Raw genomic sequence first — 18,370 nt, 5'->3', positions numbered from 1 at the left:
CGGCCCGGGGGTCGCGGGCCCGGAGCGCGTCAGGGCTTGGTGAGGCGTTCGGCCAGCGCCCGGTCGACGGCCTCCGGAACCAGGTGGGAGACGTCGCCGCCCCAGGTGGCGACCTCCTTGACGAGGCTGGAGGAGAGGAAGCTGTAGGTGGGGTTGGTCGGGACGAAGAGCGTCTCGACCCCGGAGAGGCCGTTGTTCATCTGGGCCATCTGCAGCTCGTAGTCGAAGTCGCTGACCGCGCGCAGCCCCTTGACGATGGCGGGAATGTCCCGCTCCTTGCAGAAGTCGACCAGCAGCCCGTGGAACGCCTCGACCTCGACGTTCCCGAAGGCCTCGGTGACCTGGCGGATCAGATCGATACGCTCCTCGACCGAGAAGAGCCCCTTCTTGGACTTGTTGATCATCACGGCGACGTGCACCGTGTCGTACAGCCGGGAAGCGCGCTCGATGATGTCGAGGTGGCCATTGGTGATGGGGTCGAACGACCCCGGGCAGACTGCGCGGCGCACTGGCACTTCCTCGCTCTCCTCACGGCGGGCGCGGGGCCCTGCCTCAGGTGATCTCAGCATGACGCGGGAGTAACTTCCCGCGCGGCGGCGCGACCGTACCAAAGCGTTCCCTCGCCGTAGCGACGGGATCTGAGTCCCTCGAAACCCTCCGGCCAGCGGAAATCGCCGCCCCTGGTGCTGCGCTCCACGGTGGCCAGCGCGGCGGGCGCCAGCCAGCCCCTGGCCCGGAGTGTGAGGAGTGTCTCCCGCAGCTCGTCGTCGGCCATCGCATACGGCGGATCGAGAAAGACCAGGCCGAACGGGGTCGAGGGCGGTTCACCGGCGAGCACCTGGGCCGCCTTCCCCGAGCGCACCTCGGCCCCGGGCAGTCCCAGCGCGCGCACGTTCTCCCGGAGGGTGCGCACGGCACGCGGATCCGCCTCGACGAGCAGCACCTGCCCGGCTCCCCGGGACAGCGCCTCCAGGCCGACGGCTCCCGAGCCGGCGAACAGGTCCAGCACCCGCAGGCCCTGCCAGCCGGCGGCGCCGCCCAGCTGGGACTCCCAGCTGGAGAACAGGCCTTCGCGGGCCCGGTCGGAGGTGGGGCGGGTGCCGGTGCCCGGCGGGACGGCCAGCCGTCGCCCGCCTGCGGCTCCGGCGATGACGCGGGTCATGGGTGCGGATCCTCTGTGTGGGGTGCGTGCTCGGCATCAGGATCCCATGCGGGGTCCGGCACCGCGTGGCCTCGGTCAGCCCTTGTCGAGGAACTCCTCCCGCTCCTCGTCCAGCAGCGCGTCCAGCGCGGTGCGCAGCTCGGGATGGTCCGCCAGCTCGGGGTCGGCCGCGACCAGCGCGGTGGCCTCGTCGCGGGCCGCGGCGATGATGTCCTCGTCGTCGATGACGGCGAGCATCCGCAGCGAGGAGCGCACGCCGGACTGCGCCTGGCCCAGGACATCGCCCTCGCGGCGCTGTTCGAGGTCGATGCGGGAGAGCTCGAAACCGTCGAGGGTGGCCGCGACGGCCTCCAGCCGGGTCCGTGCGGGGGACTCCTGCGGCATGTCCGTCACCAGCAGGCACAGCCCCGGTGCGGTGCCCCGGCCGACCCGGCCGCGCAGCTGGTGCAGTTGCGAGACGCCGAACCGGTCGGCGTCCATGACCACCATGCCGGTCGCGTTGGGGACGTTCACCCCGACCTCGATGACGGTGGTGGCCACCAGCACGTCGACCTCGCCCGCGGCGAACCGCCGCATCACCTCGTCCTTGGCCTCCGGCTGCATCCGCCCGTGCAGGACCGCCACCCGGAGCCCGGCCAGCGGACCGGAGGCGAGCTGCTCGGCGACGTCCAGCACGGCCAGCGGCGGACGCCTCTCCTCACTGTCGGCGCCCTCGTCCTCCGCTGAACCGCTCGCCGCCTCCTCGTCGGCGGGCCGCCCGCGAGCGCCGCTCTTGCCTCCCGCGTCCTCGTCGTCACCGATCCGGGGGCAGACCACATAGGTCTGGTGGCCGGCCTCCGTCTCCTCGCGCACCCGCTCCCAGGCGCGGGCGAGGAAGTGCGGCTTGTCCCTGACCGGGACGACGTGGGTGGCGATCGGGGACCGCCCGGCGGGGAGTTGGTCCAGTACGGAGGTCTCCAGGTCGCCGAAGACGGTCATGGCGACGGTCCGGGGGATGGGGGTCGCCGTCATGACCAGCAGATGCGGAGTGCGCTTCTCCCCCTGGGCGTGGCCGCCCTTGGAGCGCAGCGCGTCCCGCTGTTCGACGCCGAAGCGGTGCTGCTCGTCCACGACCACCAGCCCCAGGTCGTGGAAGGCGACCTTGTCCTCGATCAGCGCGTGGGTGCCCACCACGATGCCCGCCTCGCCGGTCGTCAGGTCCAGCAGGGCCCGGCGTCGTGCCGCGGCGCCCATCGAGCCGGTCAGCAGCACCACCTTGGTGCCCTGCTCGGCCCCGCCGAGCATGCCGCCCTCCGCGAGTTCGCCCATCATCTCGGTGATGGACCGGTGGTGCTGCTGGGCCAGCACCTCGGTGGGCGCCAGCATCGCCGCCTGGCCGCCCGCGTCGACGGTGGCGAGCATCGCGCGCAGCGCCACCAGCGTCTTGCCGGAGCCCACCTCGCCCTGCAGGAGCCGGTGCATGGGGTGCACGGTGGCCAGATCGGCGAAGATCTCCCGGCTGACCTCGTGCTGCCCGTCGGTGAGCGTGAACGGCAGCCGCGCGTCGAAGGCGTCCAGCAGCCCGCCGGCGGCCGGGCGGCGCGGCACGGCGGGCAGTTCGGTCTCCTTGGCACGGCGCCGGGCGAGGGCGACCTGCAGGACGAACGCCTCGTCCCACTTGAGCCGGGAGCGGGCCTCGGCGATGTCCGTCCGGCCCTGCGGCCGGTGGATCTTCTCCAGCGCCTCGGAGAGCGGGACGAGGCCGCGCTGCGCACGCAGCGGCCCGGGCAGCGGGTCGGCCAGGCCCTGCCAGGAGGTGGCCTGCAGTGCGTCGAGCACGGTGCCGACGGACTGCTCGATGTTCCAGGAGGAGAGCTGCTTGCACGCCGGGTACAGCGGCAGCACGGCGCCCGCGAACCGGGCGACGGTCTGCTCGTCGCTCTCCTCGTCCAGGAGCTTGTAGTCCGGATGGGAGAGCTGGAGCTTGCGGTTGAAGACCCCGACCTTCCCGGCGAACAGGCCGCGCTTGCCGGGCAGCAGCTGCCGCTGGTGGTAGTGGACCGAGCGGCCGAAGAAGACGAGCTGGAGCCGGCCGCTGCCGTCGGTCAGCGTGACCTCCAGGCGCTGGCCCCGGCCGTGGTTGAACTTGTGCACGCGGGCGTCGTGGATCCGGGCGACGACGGTGACGTGCTCGTCCAGCGGCAGCTCGGACAGCCGCGTCAGCTCGCCGCGCTCGGCGTACCGGCGGGGGTAGTGGTGCAGCAGGTCGCCGACCGTGCGCAGCCCGAGGTGCTCGGACATCGCCTGCGCGGTGTTTCCGCCGAGCAGCGCCTTCAGCGGCTCCTGGAGGGGTTCGCTTCGCCTGGTTTCTGTCGAGGGCACGGCTCCATCCTGCCGGACGGGGGTGACAGGTCCGGTGCCACGCGCCAGGCGCGCGGACGGCGGCGGCTATTCGACCCCGATGAGCAGCTGCGTCTCGTGCTGGCGGCCCTCGTGGACGACGGTGTCGACGGCCAGGTGGCGCTCGCGTACCCGGCGCTCCAGCGCCGCGGCGAGCCCCGCGGGGGCGTCCGCGCCGAGAACGAGGGTGACCAGTTCGCCGCCCGCCGCCAGCATCCGGTCGAGCACCTCGGTGGCGACCTGTCCGGTCCCGCTCCCGATCAGCGCGACGTCGCCGTCCACCAGGCCGAGCACGTCGCCCCGGTGGCAGATCCCGGCGCTGGTCCACGAGCGGCGTTCGGCGACGGTCACCTCCCCGTACCGGGTGGCTCCGGCGGCCGAGGTCATGGTGACGACGTCCTCGTCGAAGCGGCGGTCCGGCTGGTGCACGGCCAGCGCCGCCAGCCCCTGGACGGCGGCGCGGGTGGGGATGACGGCGCACCGGATGCCGGCCGCCCGTACGGCGTCGGCGGCGCGGGCGGCCAGGGGGTGGAGTCCGCTGTCGTTGGGCAGCAGGGCGACCTCGCCGGCTCCGGTCGCCCGGACCGCCGCCACCAGCGCTCCCTCGTCGATGCCGTCGATGCCGTCGACGGCGGCCCCGGCCGGCACGGAGCGCGCGGACAGCACCACGGCGCCGGCCTGCCGGCAGAGCGCGGCCAGCCCCTCCCCCGGCACGACGGCGACGACGACCCGCGCCCCGGGGTCCGGCGGCCGGCCCGGCCCGTCCGCGGCGCACCGCGGACCGCCGGTTGCGCCGTGCCCCGCCGCGTCCCCGGCCGTCGGCAGGTGGGTGATCCGGATGCGGTGCGGACGCCCCGCGGCCAGGCCCGCCTCCACGGCGGCGCCGGCGTCGGCGACGTGGACGTGGACGCTCCACAGCCCCTCGCCACCGCCGACGACCAGGGAGTCGCCGAGCGGGTCCAGCCGGGCCCGGAGCGCGTCGACGGCCGCGGGGTCCTCGGCCGCCAGCAGGTACATCACCTCGAACTCGGGGCGGCGGGGCGCCTGCGGCAGGCCGTCGGCGGGCAGAGCCGCGGGAGCGGCCGGAGAGTCCGCCGGTTCCGCAGCGGCCGGGGACGCCGCTCCGGTGGCCGCCGCGGGTTCCTCGTCGGGTACCTGCTCGCCCAGTGCCGCCCACAGTGCGGTCAGCAGCACGGTGAGCCCGAGTCCGCCCGCGTCCACCACACCGGCCCGGGCCAGCGCCGCCAGCCGGTCGGGGGTGGCGTCCAGCGTGCGCCGCGCCGCGGCCGCGGGGTCGTCCCCGGCCTCGGCCGCCGCGGCGGCGGCCTCCGCCACCGTGAGCATCGTCCCTTCCACCGGGTGCGCGACGGCGGCGTAGGCGGCGGACGCGCCGCCCCGGAGCGCCCGGCACAGCCGCTCGGCGGGGGCACCGGCCCCCTCGTCCAGTCCCCGCGCCATGCCGCGCAGGTACTCGGCGAGGATCGCCCCGGAGTTGCCCCTCGCCGCCAGGAGTGCGGCCCGCGCCATGGCGCGCAGTGCGGCTCCGGCGCCCGGGTCCCCGTTCGTGTCGCGGGCCGTGTCGCGGGTCGGGAGCGCCTCGCAGGCCGCTTCGAAGGTGAGGCACAGGTTGGTGCCGGTGTCGCCGTCCGCGACCGGGAAGACGTTGATGGCGTCCATCCGCGCGCAGTGGGCGCGCAGCGCTTCCCGGCCCAGGGCGCACCAGCGGCGTACCGCGGCGGCGTCGAGCGGTTGCGGCACGTGCGGGACCTCCTCCAGAGTGCTGCGGCCGGGATGCTCCGGCCGGGGCCGGCCGGTGTCCGGCGCCGGTCCGGCGGGCGGCGGCGCTGCCGGAAGGCTAGTGGGAGTCCGGACGGAATCCCAGGTCGGGACCGGAGCGGGGGCCTGGGTTTCGCTGTTCGAGACCGGCCGTTGTATGCTGCTCCGGTTGCCTGTTCCGGACGTTTCTCTCCGACGGGCGACGATCCCCCTGGCACAGCCGGTCATCTTGGTCTGCGTCGCCGGGATTCACCGTACGTGCATCTGAAGTCTTTGGAGTGACCCGTGGCTGCGAACTGCGACGTCTGCGGCAAGGGGCCGGAGTTCGGCAACAACATCTCCCACTCGCACCGCCGCACCCGCCGTCGCTGGAATCCGAACATCCAGCGCGTGCGTGCCGTGGTCGGCGGGACGCCGAAGCGCCTCAACGCCTGCACCTCGTGCATCAAGGCCGGCAAGGTGTCGCGCTGACGTCCTCGACGTAACGCAGCGCGGCTCACGCCGACAGCAGAACACAGGAACCGGCCCGCCTCGTGCGGGCCGGTTCCTTGTGCGTTCCGGTGGTGGTCCGGGCGTCCGGCCCGGGTTCCGGGAGCAGGGCTCCGGGCATACCGGCTCCGGCCCCGGCGTCACATCGGACGGGCCGGGGGTGCGGCACGGGGAGGGGGAGGGATGCCGGGCGGCGCCGGCGGCTCAGTCCCGGCCGCGCAGCCGCCATCCGTGGTCCACCGGTCCCAGTCCGGCGCCCAGCGCGAAGCCCGCCGCGATGGCGCCGGTCGTGTACTCCTTGGCGGCCCGTGCGGCCTCCGGCACCGGCAGGCCCCGGGCCAGGTACGCGGCCAGCGCGCTGGCCAGCGTGCAGCCGGTGCCGTGCGTGTGCCGGTTGTCGTACCGGGGGGCGCGCAGCCAGTGCTCCTCGGCGCCGTCGGTCAGCAGGTCGACGGCTTCGCCGGGCAGATGACCGCCTTTGATCAGCGCCCAGCGCGGTCCGTGTTCCAGCAGGGCGGCCGCGGCGTCGCGCAGTCCCGCCTCGCCGGTGACCGCGATGCCCGTCAACTGCGCGACCTCGTCCAGGTTGGGCGTGACGACGGTGGCGACGGGCAGCAGCCCGCGGCGCAGTGCGCCCACCGCGTCCGCGGCCAGCAGCGGGTCCCCGTGCTTGGAGACGCCCACCGGGTCGACGACCACCGGAGCCGGGGCGTCGGCCAGCAGTTCGGCGACGGTCTCCACGAGGGGCGCCGAGGCCAGCATGCCGGTCTTGACCGCCTGCACCCCGATGTCGTCGGCCACGCTGCGGTACTGGGCCCGTACCGCCTCCAGGGGCAGCTCCCAACTTCCCTGCACGCCGAGCGAGTTCTGCGCGGTGACGGCGGCGATCACGCTCATACCGTGGGTGCCGAGCGCCAGCATGGTCTTCAGGTCGGCCTGGACACCGGCGCCGCCGCCGGAGTCGGACCCGGCGACGGTCAGCACCCGGGGCGGGGCGGCACCGGTGGGGTTCACATCGTCCATGGTGCGACGGTACTCAGCGGTCCGCGTCGGGCGAGAAGTGGTCCCAGCCGCCCGCCTTCGCCCAGGGGGCCCCGTCCACCGTGACCCGGGGCCGCGCGGACGCGCCCTGCACCGCGCCGATGACCCGCCAGCGCGCCGGGAGCTTCTGGTCGCGCGGGAAGGTCGCGACGATGGCGTGGTCCTCTCCTCCGGTGAGCACCCACTGGAGCGGGTCGACGCCGACGGCCTGCCCGATGTCGGCCATCTGCGCGGGGACGTCCAGGTCGGCCGAGCGGATGTCGATGCGCACCTTGCTGGCCTCGGCGATGTGCCCGAGGTCGGCCACCAGGCCGTCGCTGACGTCGGTCATGGCGGTGGCGCCGAGTCCGGCGGCCGCCGGCCCCGCGTGGTAGGGCGGCTCGGGCCTGCGGTGCGCCTCCACGAAGGCCCGGGGGGAGCGGAAGCCCCGGGAGAGCACCGCGTGCCCGGCGGCGGACCAGCCCAGCCACCCGGTGACGGCGACGACGTCCCCGGCCCGGGCTCCGGAGCGGGTGACCGGCTCCTGGTTGCGCAGGTCGCCCAGCGCGGTGATGGAGACGGCGATGCTGTCGCCGCGCACCACGTCGCCGCCGACCACGGCGGAGGCGGCGACCTGGGCCTCGTCGCGGATGCCGTCCATCAGTTCGGTGGGCCAGTTGGCCGGGAGGTCCACGGGGACGATCAGTCCGAGCAGCAGTGCGGTGGGGACGGCGCCCATGGCGGCGATGTCGGCGAGGTTCTGCGCTGCGGCCTTGCGGCCCACGTCGTACGCCGTCGACCAGTCGCGCCGGAAGTGCCGCCCCTCCAGCAGGATGTCGGTGCTGGCCACGACCCGCCGGTCCGGCGCGGCCACCACGGCGGCGTCGTCCCCGGGGCCGATCCGGACGGCGGGGGTGGTGGTCAGCCGGGAGGTCAGCTCCCGGATCAGCCCGAACTCCCCCAGGGCGCCCACGGTGCCCGGCATCCGCCCCCGCGCGGGGCCGTGGGGGGCCTCCACCGCGGGTGTGGGTTCCGACGCGGTACTGCCGTTCACATCCCGCATTGTTCTGCCCCTTCACTCACATCGCTCATCGTGCACTCCCGTGCCTCGCCCACCCGCCCGGGGTGCGTGTCCGCCGGTACGCCGCGGCGCGTACCGGCAGCACCCGGGTACCCGGCGCCACGAGGGCGGGCCGGTGGTCTCCCGGCGGAGCAGGTGACGCGGTACGGTGGCGTCTCTCTCTCGCCCCGCATGATCCTCGTAGCCCCCGAGGAGGTTCCGTGGTACAGGCGTACGTCTTGATCCAGACCGAGGTCGGCAAGGCTTCGACCGTCGCAGAGATCGTCTCCAAGATCCCGGGCGTGATCCAGGCCGAGGATGTAACGGGTCCGTACGACGTGATCGTGCGTGCCCGCGCGGAGACGATGGACGACCTCGGACGCATGGTGGTCGCGAAGGTCCAGCAGGTTGAGGGCATCACCCGCACCCTGACCTGCCCCATCGTCCATCTCTAGTCCCCCGTATGCTCGCCCGGTGAGTATGCGACGCCGGACTGCTTCCTCTCGTTCCGTCTCCACCGCCCCGCTCGCGGCGGTGGCCGCGCTGGCGTCCCTGGCCACGGCAGCCTGTTCGGCCACCGGCGAGGCGGGCCCCACCCCGCCCAGCCCGTCCGGCAGGGCGGCGAAAGTGTGCCGGTCATTGCACGGCGCGCTGCCGGAAAGGGTTCACGACCAGCGACGCGGCCGGGCCGACCAGGTCTCCGACTTCACAGCCGTCTGGGGCGATCCGGCCATCGCGCTGCGCTGCGGAGTGCCCGAACCCCCCGTGCTCACCCCCGGCACCGAAGAGTACAACCCCACCGCCGAGGTGGCCGAGGTGAACGGGGTCTCCTGGCTGCTGGAGAAGCGGGACGACGGCTACCGCTTCGTCACGACGGGCCGCGTCGCCTACGTCGAGTTGACGGTGCCCGGCGACTACGCGCCCGAGGCCGAGGTGCTCCCCGATCTCGCGGACGCCGTCGGGCGCACGGTGCCCACGGTGCGGGACGCGGCGGACGGCGCCGGGAACTGACCAGCCGGACGCCCCCCGAGGGTCTCCCCTGCGCGCCCGCCGGGTGTGCGGGCCCGACGGGGCCGCCCGCGCCGTCTCCGGGGGGGCGCACTCCGCACGCCGCGGCCCTCCGGGGACGGTGCGGGCGCGCCGGACGGCTAGCGCAGGCCGGTGGGGCGGTCGAGAGCGCCCTGGATGAGGCGGTCGACCAGCTCGGGATAGCTGACCCCGGCCTCCTGCCACATCCGGGGGTACATCGAGATGGGGGTGAAGCCCGGCATGGTGTTGATCTCGTTGATGACGAACTCGCCGTCCTCGCGCAGGAAGAAGTCGGCCCGCACCAGCCCCTCGCAGGAGGCGGCCTCGAAGGCCAGGACGGCCAGCTCCCGCACCCGCTCGGTCTCCTCCGCACTCAGCGGGGCCGGGACGATGCCGGAGGCGGAGTCGATGTACTTGGCCTCGAAGTCGTAGAAGTCGTGGTTGCTGACCGGCGGGATCTCGGCCGGGACGCTGGCCCGCGGACCGTCCTCGAACTCCAGGACGCCGCACTCGATCTCGCGGCCGCGCAGCAGCGACTCCACGATGATCTTCGGATCGTGGCGCCGGGCGGTCTCCACGGCCTCGTCCAGTCCACCCAGGTCGGAGACCTTGGTGATGCCCATGGACGAGCCGGCCCGCGCGGGCTTGACGAAGACCGGCCAGCCCTGGTCGGAGGCGAAGTCGACGATCTTCTTGCGCGCCGTGGCGGGGTCGCGCTCCCACTCCCGGGGCCGGACGGTGACGTAGGGGCCCACCGGCAGCCCGAAGGAGGAGAAGATCCGCTTCATGTAGTCCTTGTCCATGCCGACGGCGGAGGACAGCACGCCCGAGCCGACATAGGGCACCCCCGCCAGCTCCAGCATCCCCTGCAGGGTGCCGTCCTCGCCGTAAGGGCCGTGCAGGACCGGGAAGACGACGTCGATCTCGCCGAGGGTCTTGGGCACCTGGCCGGGCTCGGTGTGGACGACCTCCCGGCTGCCGGGCGAGACCGGCAGCAGCACGGCGCCGGTGTCCGAGTCGGCGACCCGCTCCACGGTGGGCAGCTCGCGGCCCTCGACGGCCATCCGGGCCGGGTCGTCTGCCGCCAGGGCCCAGCGGCCGTCCGCGGTGATGCCGATGGGCAGCACCTCGTACTTGTCGCGGTCGATGGCGTCGAGCACCGCGCCGGCCGTGAGGACGGAGATCTGGTGCTCTGAGTTGCGTCCGCCGAAGACGACGGCGACTCGGGGCTTGGGGGCGGGGCTCTGGCTGCTCATCGCTGGGACTTTACCGCGTCGTACCCCCGGCGCCGAGGCGGTGGCCCCTCGTGGCGCCGGGTGCCGGACGGGCCCGCGCGGGACCGCTGCGGTGCGGTCAGCTCCGTTCGGCCTTGGCGCTGCGGGACATCAGCTCCTTGAGCGCCACGTGCGGGGGCTTGCCCTCGTGGACGATCTCCACGACCGTCTCGGTGATCGGCATCTCCACGCCGTGCCGCCGGGCGAGGTCCAGCACGGACTGGCAGGACTTGACGCCCTCCGCGGTCTGCTCGGTGACCGCGATGGTCTCCTGGAGGGTCATGCCGCGGCCGAGGTTGGTGCCGAAGGTGTGGTTGCGCGACAGCGGCGAGGAGCAGGTGGCCACCAGGTCGCCCATGCCCGCGAGGCCGGCGAAGGTGTGTGCCTCGGCGCCCATCGCCAGTCCGAGCCGGGTGGTCTCGGCCAGGCCCCGGGTGATCAGCGACGCCTTGGAGTTGTCCCCCAGCCCCATCCCGTCGGCGATGCCCACGGCCAGCGCGATGACGTTCTTGACGGCCCCGCCCAGCTCGCAGCCGACCACGTCGGTGCTGGTGTAGGGCCGGAAGTACGGGGTGTGGCAGGCACTCTGCAGAGCCCGCGCCGCCTCCTCGTCCGCGCAGGCCGCGACGGCGGCCGCCGGCTGCCGGGCGGCGATCTCCCGGGCGAGGTTGGGCCCGGTGAGCACGGCGACCCGTTCGGCGGGGACACCGGCGACCTCCTGGACGACCTCGCTCATCCGCTTGGCCGTGCCGAGTTCGACGCCCTTCATCAGGGAGACGAGCACGGTGTCCGGGTGCAGCAGCTCCCGCCAGGACTCCAGGTTGGTGCGGAGCGTCTGGGCGGGGACGGACAGGACGGTGAACTCCGCGTCCCGGGCGGCCTCGGCCGGGTCGGTGGTGGCCCGCACCCCGGCGGGGAGTTCCGTCCCGGGGTGGTACCCGGGGTTGCGGCGCGTGGTGTTGATCGCCTCGACGACCTCGGGCCGGCGGCCCCACAGGACCACCTCGACCCCGGCGTCGGCGAGCACCATCGCGAAGGCGGTCCCCCAGGAGCCGGTGCCGAACACGGCGGCCTTCCTCCGGCGTTCCTGCTGCGGCCCGTCGTGCCGGCTCACGCGTTCGTCTCTCCCTCTGCCGCCTCGGCCGCGGCCGGTGCTCCACCGGCCGGTTCGTGCTGTCCGCCCGCGGTGTGCGCCTCCTGCCCGTCCTTCGGGACGGCGCGCTGCTCGCGCCGGCGGACCGCCGCCTTGCGCATGTCGTACCGCTCGGCGGGCGCGGGCTCGCCGCGGACGACGGCGAGCTGCGCGCTGACGGCGTCCATCATGACGTCGGTGACCTCGCGGAGCACCTCGGCGGTGGGCTCCCGGTCGTAGAACGCCGAGAGGTCCAGCGGCGGGCCCGCCTGCACGGTGAGCGTCTTGCGGGGGAAGAGCCGCAGCTTCTTCTCCTTGGCGTACGGCGGCATCGCGAGGTTGGCGCCCCACTGTGCGACCGGGACGACAGGCGCCCTGGTCAGCAGCGCGACCCTGGCTGCGCCGGTCTTGCCGGCCATCGGCCACATCTCCGGATCGCGGGTGAGAGTGCCCTCGGGGTAGAAGGCGACGCACTCGCCCTTCTCGATGGCCTCCACGGCGGCCCGGAAGGCGCCCACCGCGTCCGCGGACTCGCGGTAGACGGGAATCTGCCCGGTTCCGCGCATCACGGCGCCCACGAAGCCGCCCTTGAACAGGCCCACCTTGGCCAGGAACCGGGGGACCCGGCCGGTGTTGTACTGGTAGTGCGCGTAGGAGAGCGGGTCGAGGTACGAGTTGTGGTTGACGACGGTGATGAATCCGCCGTCCTGCGGAATGTGCTCCATTCCGCGCCAGTCCCGTTTGAAGAGCAGGACGAGCGGCGGTTTCGCCAGAACCGCGGCCAGGCGGTACCAGAAGCCGATCTTCCTGGGTTTGCCGTCACTCCCCGGCACTGCGCGCCCCCTTCGGCCCGGCCTCTCCGGCAGGTGGTCGCGGGGTCGCTCCCGGCGCGGACACGGTTTGGCGGGACACCCGGACACCATCTCCTTAGGGGGCTCCTTGTGGGGCCCTTCCTCTGGGGGCACATCGACAACCGCACAAGTGTCGCCGCGGACTGCCTCGCTGTCGAGCACACTGTCCGTGCCCGACCGCAGGGCACACGGTAACCCCGCCCTCACCGGGCCGCTCGGGCAGCAGGTGAGAATGGGGTCGATGAAGCCACATGTGACGCCCGTGACGTGGACTCTCGTGGTGCCGCTGAAGCCTCTCCCCCGGGCCAAGAGCCGGCTGGCGGGCGTCCCGGGCGGCCCGGCCCTGCCCGCGCTCGCGCTGGCGTTCGCGCAGGACACGGTCACGGCAGCGCTCGCCTGCCGGGCGGTGAGCGGTGTGGTGGTTGTCACGGACGATCCGCTGGCCGCCGCCGAACTGCGCACCCTGGGCGCCGGCACGGTGCCGGACCCGCCGGGCGGAGGGCTCAACGCCGCGCTCGCGCACGGAGCGTCCGCGGCCCGCGCCGCGGACCCCGGCGCCGCCGTCGCCGCGCTCAACGCCGACCTGCCGGCACTGCGGCCCGCGGAATTGGAGCGGGCCCTGGACACGGCCGCCGGATTTCCGCGCGCTTTTCTTCCGGACGCCGCGGAAATCGGCACCACGCTGCTCACCGCTCTCCCCCGTATCCCGCTTTCCCCGGCTTTCGGCGGCCTCTCCCGGGCCCGGCACCGGGCCTCGGGGGCGGCGGAACTGCCGGTGTCGGGGGTGCCCAGCGTGCGGCAGGACGTGGACACGCCCGCGGACCTGGCCGCGGCGAACGCCCTGGGGGTGGGCGGCTTCACCACCGCGCTGCTCGCCGGCCCCGTCCCGGACCCGGGCCGCTAGGCTGCGGGTATGCAGGCCACGGCGTACACCTACGATCCGGCGTCCCGGTCCGGCAGTGTGCTGCTGGACGACGGCACACCGCTCCCCTTCGAGGCCCCCGCGTTCGACGCGGGCGGGCTGCTGCTGCTCCGCCCCGGTCAGCGGGTGCGGATCGAGACCGAGGGCGAGGGCGAGGCACGCCGGATCACCGTGGTGACCCTGCAGACCCTGTAGTCGGCGCTGCCCGGCAGCGGATGCCGGGTGCCGCGCGGAGTTCTCGCGGGGCGCCGTGTCCTCCGGGCGCCGTCCCGCGGCGGGATGCCGGAGGTTGCCCACGCGGAGTGCTCGTCGGGCGGCCACGGAGTGCTCGCCGGGCGGCCGCGGCGCTCTCGCACGCCCTGTGCGCCGTTGTGGGCGCCCTCGGAGCCTGGGGGCGCCTCCGAGCGGGCGCGTCCCCTCGCCCGGGTACCGCTCGCCATCCGGTCGCCGCCCGGCCGCTGTCGGGGCGGGGCCCGTGGGAGCTGGGGGCCGTGCGGCGTGGCGCCCGGGAAGCGGAAGAGGGCGTGCACTGGGGCCGTGGACCGGAGCCGGGAGGGCGGGGTCCGTGAACGGAGACCGGCAGGCCGGGGCCCGGCGCCCGAACCGACGGGCCGATGACCGGTAGCGGCGGGCCCCGGAGCCGGGGACGGGCAGACCGGGGGCCGGAAGGCCTTGGACATGCCGCGGGCCGGGCTCCCCCGAGGGAGCCCGGCCCGGCGCTGGCGTCGCGGCGCGCGGCCGCGTGGTCCACTCGCCGCTGGTGGCGTGCGCCGCCGGCGGGAGGGATCGTTTCCCCGCTCAACAGCGGGGGACGAGTCGCGTACGGACGAGCCGCGGTACGCGACTCACCGCCGACGCGAGGTGGTCTTCTTGGCCGTGGTCTTGCGGGCGGCGGTCTTGCGCGCGGGAGCTTTCTTGGCGGTGCTCTTGCGCGCCGGGGCCTTCTTGGCCGTGGTGGCCTTGGCCGGGGCCTTCTTGGCGGTGGTCTTCTTGGCCGCGGCGGTCTTCGCCGGTGCCTTCTTCGCCGCCGCCTTCTTGGCCGTGGTGGCCTTCTTCGCCGGTGCCGCCTTCTTCGCCGGCGTGGCCTTCTTGGCCGTGGTGGCCTTCTTCGCCGCCGCCTTCTTGGCACCCGCCTTCTTGGCCGTGGCCTTCTTGGTGGCCGTGCCGCCGGAGAGGCTGCCCTTGGGAGCCTTCTTGACCGCGACATCGTTCTTGGGGAGCTTCTTCGCGCCGCTCACCAGGTCCTTGAATCCCGCACCGGCGCGGAAGCGCGGTACGGAGGTCTTCTTCACCCGGACACGTTCTCCGGTCTGCGGGTTGCGGGCGTACCGGGCCGGGCGGTCGACCTTCTCGAAAGAGCCGAAGCCGGTGACCGAAACTCGCTCACCGGCGACGACCGCACGAACGATCGCGTCCAGGACCACATCGACCGCGTCCGCGGCCTGCTGGCGTCCACCGAGGTCATCTTGGATAGCTTCAACGAGCTGCGCCTTGTTCACGTCTTCCCCTTCGGAGACCTTGCCGGAACGAATGTGTTCAGCTTTTTCGCACGCTAGGCAGATATATACCGCAAATCAAACACGAAACGGGCGAATCACCCTTGTGCCGCAACGAACTCGCCCGTCACGGAGTTCCGTCCATGCGTACGTCCCCCGCCGCGGCGCTGAACCGCCCCTCGTCGATGTCGGCCATCAGGCGCTCCAGACGCCGTTCGGCACCGGCGAGATCGTGCTTGGAAGCCGCGGTGATGACGAGCAGCCTCCGGGTCAGCGGCACCCGTGCGCTCTGCGGGATGTGCGGGGAGCGCACCCGCGAATGCGCCTCCTTCAGTCGGGCGGCGAGTCGGTCGTAGAGCTCCAGTTGACCGTCGCGTTCCATGCGGTGATTGTGCCATTGGGGGTGAGTTGTCGCTTCCAGCGGGTCAGCGTGCGGCGGGGACGTAGCAGGTGTGGGCCCCAACTCCGCCGGGAAGAAGCCGTGTTGGCATCTCCAGGCGAAACGTGCGGGCGAGTCGCGAGCAGCACTGCGTCTCAGTGCGACAGGAGCCTGCGTCAAGACTAATTCACGTCAATCATGAGCGCACGTGTGTGCGCACACGTGGCGCCCGGCGCGGCGCCGCGCCGGGGCCGCCGGCGCCACCCGGCGGAGCGGTCGGCGCCCCTCCCTCCGCCGGTCCCGCGGGACCGCCACGCAACAGCAGCGCGCCCCCGCCGGGTGCGGCGGGGGCGCGGAGAGTGCTTTTTGAGGGGTGCTCAGCCCTGCGGCGCCCGACGGGGCGCGGGCAGGTCAGGCAATCGTCGTGCGCGGCCTGAAGGCGGCCCGGGAGCTCTCGAACTCCGCGATGGCCTCCTCGTTCTTCAGCGTGAGGCTGATGTCGTCCAGCCCCTCCAGCAGACGCCAGCGGGCGTTCTCGTCGAGTTCGAAGTCCGCGTCGAGGCCGGGCGCCAGCACCTTGCGCCGGACCAGGTCCACGGTCACCTCGATGGCCGGGTCCGCCTCCGCCAGCCGCCACAGCTCCTCGACCGTCTCCTGCGGCAGCACCACCGTGAGCAGGCCGTTCTTGAGCGAGTTGCCCCGGAAGATGTCGGCGAACCGGGAGGAGACGACGGCCTTGAAGCCGTAGTTCTGCAGCGCCCAGACCGCGTGCTCCCGGGAGGAGCCGGTACCGAAGTCGGGGCCGGCGACGAGCACCGTGCCGCCCCGGTGAGCGGGCTGGTTGAGGACGAACTCCGGGTCCTTGCGCCAGGCCTCGAAGAGGCCGTCCTCGAAACCGTCGCGGGTGACCTTCTTGAGCCAGTGGGCCGGGATGATCTGGTCGGTGTCGACATTGCTGCGGCGCAGCGGGACGGCCCGGCCGGTGTGTGTGGTGAAGGCTTCCATCAGTGCGTCTCCCTTGAGCTTCCCGGACCGTCAGACCGCGGCCGGCTCGCGTACATCGGCCAGGTCGGCGGGCGAGGCCAGGTGGCCCAGTACCGCCGTCGCCGCCGCCACCTGCGGTGAGACCAGATGGGTGCGTCCGCCCTTGCCCTGGCGGCCCTCGAAGTTGCGGTTCGAGGTGGAGGCGGCGCGCTCACCGGGCTGAAGCTGGTCGGGGTTCATCCCCAGGCACATCGAGCACCCCGCGTGCCGCCATTCGGCTCCGGCGGCGGTGAACACCGCGTCCAGCCCCTCCTCGACGGCCTGCAGCGCGACCCGAACGGAGCCGGGCACGACCAGCATCCGGACACCGTCGGCCACCGTGCGTCCCTGCAGCACCGCGGCGGCCGAACGCAGGTCCTCAATCCGCCCGTTGGTGCACGAGCCGACGAAGACGGTGTCGACGGCGACCTCGCGCAGCGGCTGCCCGGCGCTCAGCCCCATGTAGTCCAGGGCCTTCTCCGCCGCGTAACGCTCGCTGGAGTCCTCGAAGGAGGCCGGGTCCGGCACCGCGTGCGACAGCGGCGCGCCCTGTCCGGGATTGGTGCCCCAGGTGACGAACGGCGCGAGCTCGGACGCCTCGATGACGACCTCGTGGTCGAAGACCGCGTCCTGGTCGGTGCGCAGCGTCTTCCAGTAGGAGACCGCCTCGTCCCAGTCCGCGCCGCGGGGGGCGTGCTCACGGCCTTGGACGTAGGCGAAGGTGGTCTCGTCCGGGGCGATCATCCCGGCCCGGGCGCCCGCCTCGATGGACATGTTGCAGATGGTCATGCGGGCCTCCATCGACAGTTTCTCGATGGCCTCGCCCCGGTACTCGATCACATACCCCTGCCCCCCGCCGGTGCCGATCCTGGCGATGACGGCCAGGATCAGGTCCTTGGCGGTGACGTCCTCGGGCAGCTCGCCGTTCACGGTGACCGCCATGGTGCGGAACGGCGCCATGGGCAGCGTCTGGGTCGCGAGCACGTGCTCGACCTGGGAGGTGCCGATGCCGAAGGCCAGCGCGCCGAACGCGCCGTGGGTCGAGGTGTGGCTGTCCCCGCAGACCACGGTCGTGCCGGGCTGGGTCAGGCCGAGCTGCGGCCCGACCACGTGCACGACACCCTGTTCGACGTCGCCCAGCGGGTGCAGCCGCACCCCGAGGTCCGCGCAGTTCTTGCGCAGGGTCTCCAACTGGACCCGGGAGACCGGGTCGGCGATGGGCTTGTCGATGTCGAGGGTGGGGGTGTTGTGGTCCTCGGTCGCGATGGTCAGATCCGTGCGCCGCACGGCACGGCCGGCCTTGCGGAGTCCGTCGAAGGCCTGCGGACTGGTCACCTCGTGGAGCAGGTGCAGATCGATGAAGAGAAGGTCCGGCTCACCTTCCGCTCGCCTGACGACATGGTCGTCCCAGACCTTCTCCGCGAGTGTGCGTCCCATCGCATTCCCTCCGGTCGGCAGCGCCGCCGACCACATGTCGAGATCAGTACCTCCCCCGGCCTGCGGCCGGGGGACCCCCGCGCAGCGGCGGCCCGTCCCTCAAGATTGGCGGTTCGCCGGGAAAATTGAACTTGCGTTTCACAGTTTGAGACGTGAGTATCGACGCATGGACAACTCTAGCGGCGTCGGCGTTCTCGACAAGGCAGCTCTGGTACTGAGCGCTCTGGAGTCCGGTCCGGCCACCCTCGCCGGGCTGGTCTCCGCGACCGGTCTCGCGCGCCCCACGGCGCACCGGCTCGCGGTGGCTCTCGAACACCACCGCATGGTGGCCCGCGACATGCAGGGCCGGTTCATCCTCGGTCCCCGGCTGGGCGAGCTGGCCGCGGCGGCGGGCGAGGACCGGCTCCTGGCGGCGGCGGGCCCGGTGCTCACCCACCTGCGCGATGTGACCGGCGAGAGCGCGCAGCTCTACCGCCGCCAGGGCGACATGCGCATCTGCGTGGCCGCGGCGGAACGTCTCTCCGGGCTGCGGGACACCGTGCCGGTCGGCTCCACCCTGCCCATGAAGGCCGGCTCGGCCGCGCAGATCCTGATGGCCTGGGAGGAGCCCGAGCGGCTGCACCGCGGGCTGCAGGGCGCGCGCTTCACCGCCACCGCGCTGTCCGGGGTGCGGCGCCGCGGCTGGGCCCAGTCGATCGGCGAGCGGGAGCCGGGTGTGGCGTCCGTCTCGGCGCCCGTACGCGGCCCGTCGAACCGGGTGGTGGCCGCGGTCTCCGTCTCCGGGCCCATCGAGCGGCTCACCCGCCACCCCGGCCGGATGCACGCCCAGGCCATCGTGGACGCGGCGACCCGGCTCAGCGAGTCGCTGCGGCGGCCGGGCGCGATCTGAACCGACCCTCCGCCGCTCCCCCGCCCGCACCCCGGTCCGCCGCTCCCCGCAC

At 73.5% G+C, this 18,370-nt stretch carries 19 protein-coding genes; 6 read left to right on the top strand and 13 right to left on the bottom strand.

Annotated features, from left to right (window positions below; translation table 11 throughout):
* Positions 1-29: 29 nt before the first annotated feature.
* From coaD to A949_RS0109670, 4 genes are all read right to left on the bottom strand, one after another.
* Positions 30-509 carry a pantetheine-phosphate adenylyltransferase gene (gene coaD / locus A949_RS0109685; protein ID WP_019355808.1) on the bottom strand — a complete coding sequence of 160 codons (480 nt, stop codon included), beginning with the start codon at positions 507-509 and terminating at the stop codon, positions 30-32.
* A gap of 53 nt (positions 510-562) precedes the next feature.
* Positions 563-1,162 carry a 16S rRNA (guanine(966)-N(2))-methyltransferase RsmD gene (gene rsmD, locus A949_RS0109680; RefSeq protein WP_019355807.1) on the bottom strand — a complete coding sequence of 200 codons (600 nt, stop codon included), beginning with the start codon at positions 1,160-1,162 and terminating at the stop codon, positions 563-565.
* A gap of 75 nt (positions 1,163-1,237) precedes the next feature.
* The gene (gene recG / locus A949_RS0109675) at positions 1,238-3,442 is read right to left on the bottom strand and encodes an ATP-dependent DNA helicase RecG (protein WP_237735786.1); all 2,205 of its coding nucleotides are present in this window, start codon (positions 3,440-3,442) and stop codon (positions 1,238-1,240) included.
* Positions 3,443-3,589: 147 nt separating this feature from the next.
* Positions 3,590-5,299: a DAK2 domain-containing protein gene (locus A949_RS0109670; protein ID WP_019355805.1), complete on the bottom strand. Its 1,710-nt coding sequence runs from the start codon at positions 5,297-5,299 to the stop codon at positions 3,590-3,592.
* Positions 5,300-5,602: 303 nt separating this feature from the next.
* Between A949_RS0109670 and rpmB the strand changes: the two genes are divergently transcribed.
* Positions 5,603-5,788 (top strand): 50S ribosomal protein L28, encoded by a 186-nt coding sequence (gene rpmB / locus A949_RS0109665; RefSeq protein ID WP_016470082.1) that lies wholly within the window; start codon positions 5,603-5,605, stop codon positions 5,786-5,788.
* A 222-nt stretch (positions 5,789-6,010) separates the two neighbouring features.
* On the opposite strand, the gene thiD is transcribed toward rpmB, so the two are convergent.
* Both thiD and A949_RS0109650 read right to left on the bottom strand, forming a co-directional pair.
* Complete coding sequence (gene thiD / locus A949_RS0109655; RefSeq protein WP_019355803.1) at positions 6,011-6,829, bottom strand: bifunctional hydroxymethylpyrimidine kinase/phosphomethylpyrimidine kinase; 819 nt, start codon at positions 6,827-6,829, stop codon at positions 6,011-6,013.
* Between the two features lie 13 nt (positions 6,830-6,842).
* Positions 6,843-7,811: a thiamine-phosphate kinase gene (locus tag A949_RS0109650; protein ID WP_026004497.1), complete on the bottom strand. Its 969-nt coding sequence runs from the start codon at positions 7,809-7,811 to the stop codon at positions 6,843-6,845.
* A gap of 296 nt (positions 7,812-8,107) precedes the next feature.
* Between A949_RS0109650 and A949_RS0109645 the strand changes: the two genes are divergently transcribed.
* Complete coding sequence (locus tag A949_RS0109645) at positions 8,108-8,341, top strand: Lrp/AsnC family transcriptional regulator (protein ID WP_019355801.1); 234 nt, start codon at positions 8,108-8,110, stop codon at positions 8,339-8,341.
* A gap of 25 nt (positions 8,342-8,366) precedes the next feature.
* Positions 8,367-8,897 carry a DUF3515 domain-containing protein gene (locus A949_RS32980; protein ID WP_078533977.1) on the top strand — a complete coding sequence of 177 codons (531 nt, stop codon included), beginning with the start codon at positions 8,367-8,369 and terminating at the stop codon, positions 8,895-8,897.
* A gap of 137 nt (positions 8,898-9,034) precedes the next feature.
* Here A949_RS32980 and A949_RS0109635 read toward each other — a convergent pair whose 3' ends face one another.
* From A949_RS0109635 to A949_RS0109625, 3 genes are all read right to left on the bottom strand, one after another.
* Positions 9,035-10,171, bottom strand: coding sequence for a D-alanine--D-alanine ligase family protein (locus A949_RS0109635; protein ID WP_019355799.1), 1,137 nt, complete (start codon positions 10,169-10,171; stop codon positions 9,035-9,037).
* Positions 10,172-10,268: 97 nt separating this feature from the next.
* Positions 10,269-11,303, bottom strand: coding sequence for an NAD(P)H-dependent glycerol-3-phosphate dehydrogenase (locus tag A949_RS0109630; RefSeq protein WP_019355798.1), 1,035 nt, complete (start codon positions 11,301-11,303; stop codon positions 10,269-10,271).
* Complete coding sequence (locus A949_RS0109625) at positions 11,300-12,154, bottom strand: lysophospholipid acyltransferase family protein (RefSeq protein WP_019355797.1); 855 nt, start codon at positions 12,152-12,154, stop codon at positions 11,300-11,302. Before A949_RS0109625 ends, A949_RS0109630 begins: the two co-directional genes overlap by 4 nt.
* Before the next feature lie 250 nt (positions 12,155-12,404).
* Here A949_RS0109625 and cofC point away from each other — a divergent pair, with 250 nt between their 5' ends.
* Both cofC and A949_RS0109615 read left to right on the top strand, forming a co-directional pair.
* Positions 12,405-13,076 carry a 2-phospho-L-lactate guanylyltransferase gene (gene cofC / locus A949_RS0109620; protein WP_192817132.1) on the top strand — a complete coding sequence of 224 codons (672 nt, stop codon included), beginning with the start codon at positions 12,405-12,407 and terminating at the stop codon, positions 13,074-13,076.
* 9 nt (positions 13,077-13,085) lie between these two features.
* Entirely contained in the window at positions 13,086-13,289 is a 204-nt protein-coding gene (locus A949_RS0109615; RefSeq protein WP_019355795.1) for a hypothetical protein, read from the top strand.
* A gap of 650 nt (positions 13,290-13,939) precedes the next feature.
* Here A949_RS0109615 and A949_RS0109610 read toward each other — a convergent pair.
* From A949_RS0109610 to leuC, 4 genes are all read right to left on the bottom strand, one after another.
* Positions 13,940-14,593, bottom strand: coding sequence for an HU family DNA-binding protein (locus A949_RS0109610; protein WP_019355794.1), 654 nt, complete (start codon positions 14,591-14,593; stop codon positions 13,940-13,942).
* 124 nt (positions 14,594-14,717) lie between these two features.
* Positions 14,718-14,972, bottom strand: a complete 255-nt coding sequence (locus A949_RS0109605) for a hypothetical protein (protein ID WP_019355793.1) — start codon at positions 14,970-14,972, stop codon at positions 14,718-14,720.
* Positions 14,973-15,380: 408 nt separating this feature from the next.
* Positions 15,381-15,974 carry a 3-isopropylmalate dehydratase small subunit gene (leuD, locus tag A949_RS0109600; RefSeq protein WP_019355792.1) on the bottom strand — a complete coding sequence of 198 codons (594 nt, stop codon included), beginning with the start codon at positions 15,972-15,974 and terminating at the stop codon, positions 15,381-15,383.
* 30 nt (positions 15,975-16,004) lie between these two features.
* Positions 16,005-17,429, bottom strand: coding sequence for a 3-isopropylmalate dehydratase large subunit (gene leuC / locus A949_RS0109595; protein WP_019355791.1), 1,425 nt, complete (start codon positions 17,427-17,429; stop codon positions 16,005-16,007).
* Positions 17,430-17,595: 166 nt separating this feature from the next.
* On the opposite strand from leuC, the gene ndgR reads away from it, so the two are divergent.
* Positions 17,596-18,318 (top strand): IclR family transcriptional regulator NdgR, encoded by a 723-nt coding sequence (gene ndgR / locus A949_RS0109590; protein ID WP_019355790.1) that lies wholly within the window; start codon positions 17,596-17,598, stop codon positions 18,316-18,318.
* Positions 18,319-18,370: the final 52 nt, after the last annotated feature.

Origin of the sequence: Streptomyces sp. AA1529 (assembly GCF_000280905.1) — a bacterium.
Taxonomy (GTDB): Bacteria; Actinomycetota; Actinomycetes; order Streptomycetales; family Streptomycetaceae; genus Streptomyces.
The sequence above is the reverse complement of the archived record's forward strand: the minus strand, read 5'-3'. Positions and strand labels throughout refer to the sequence as shown.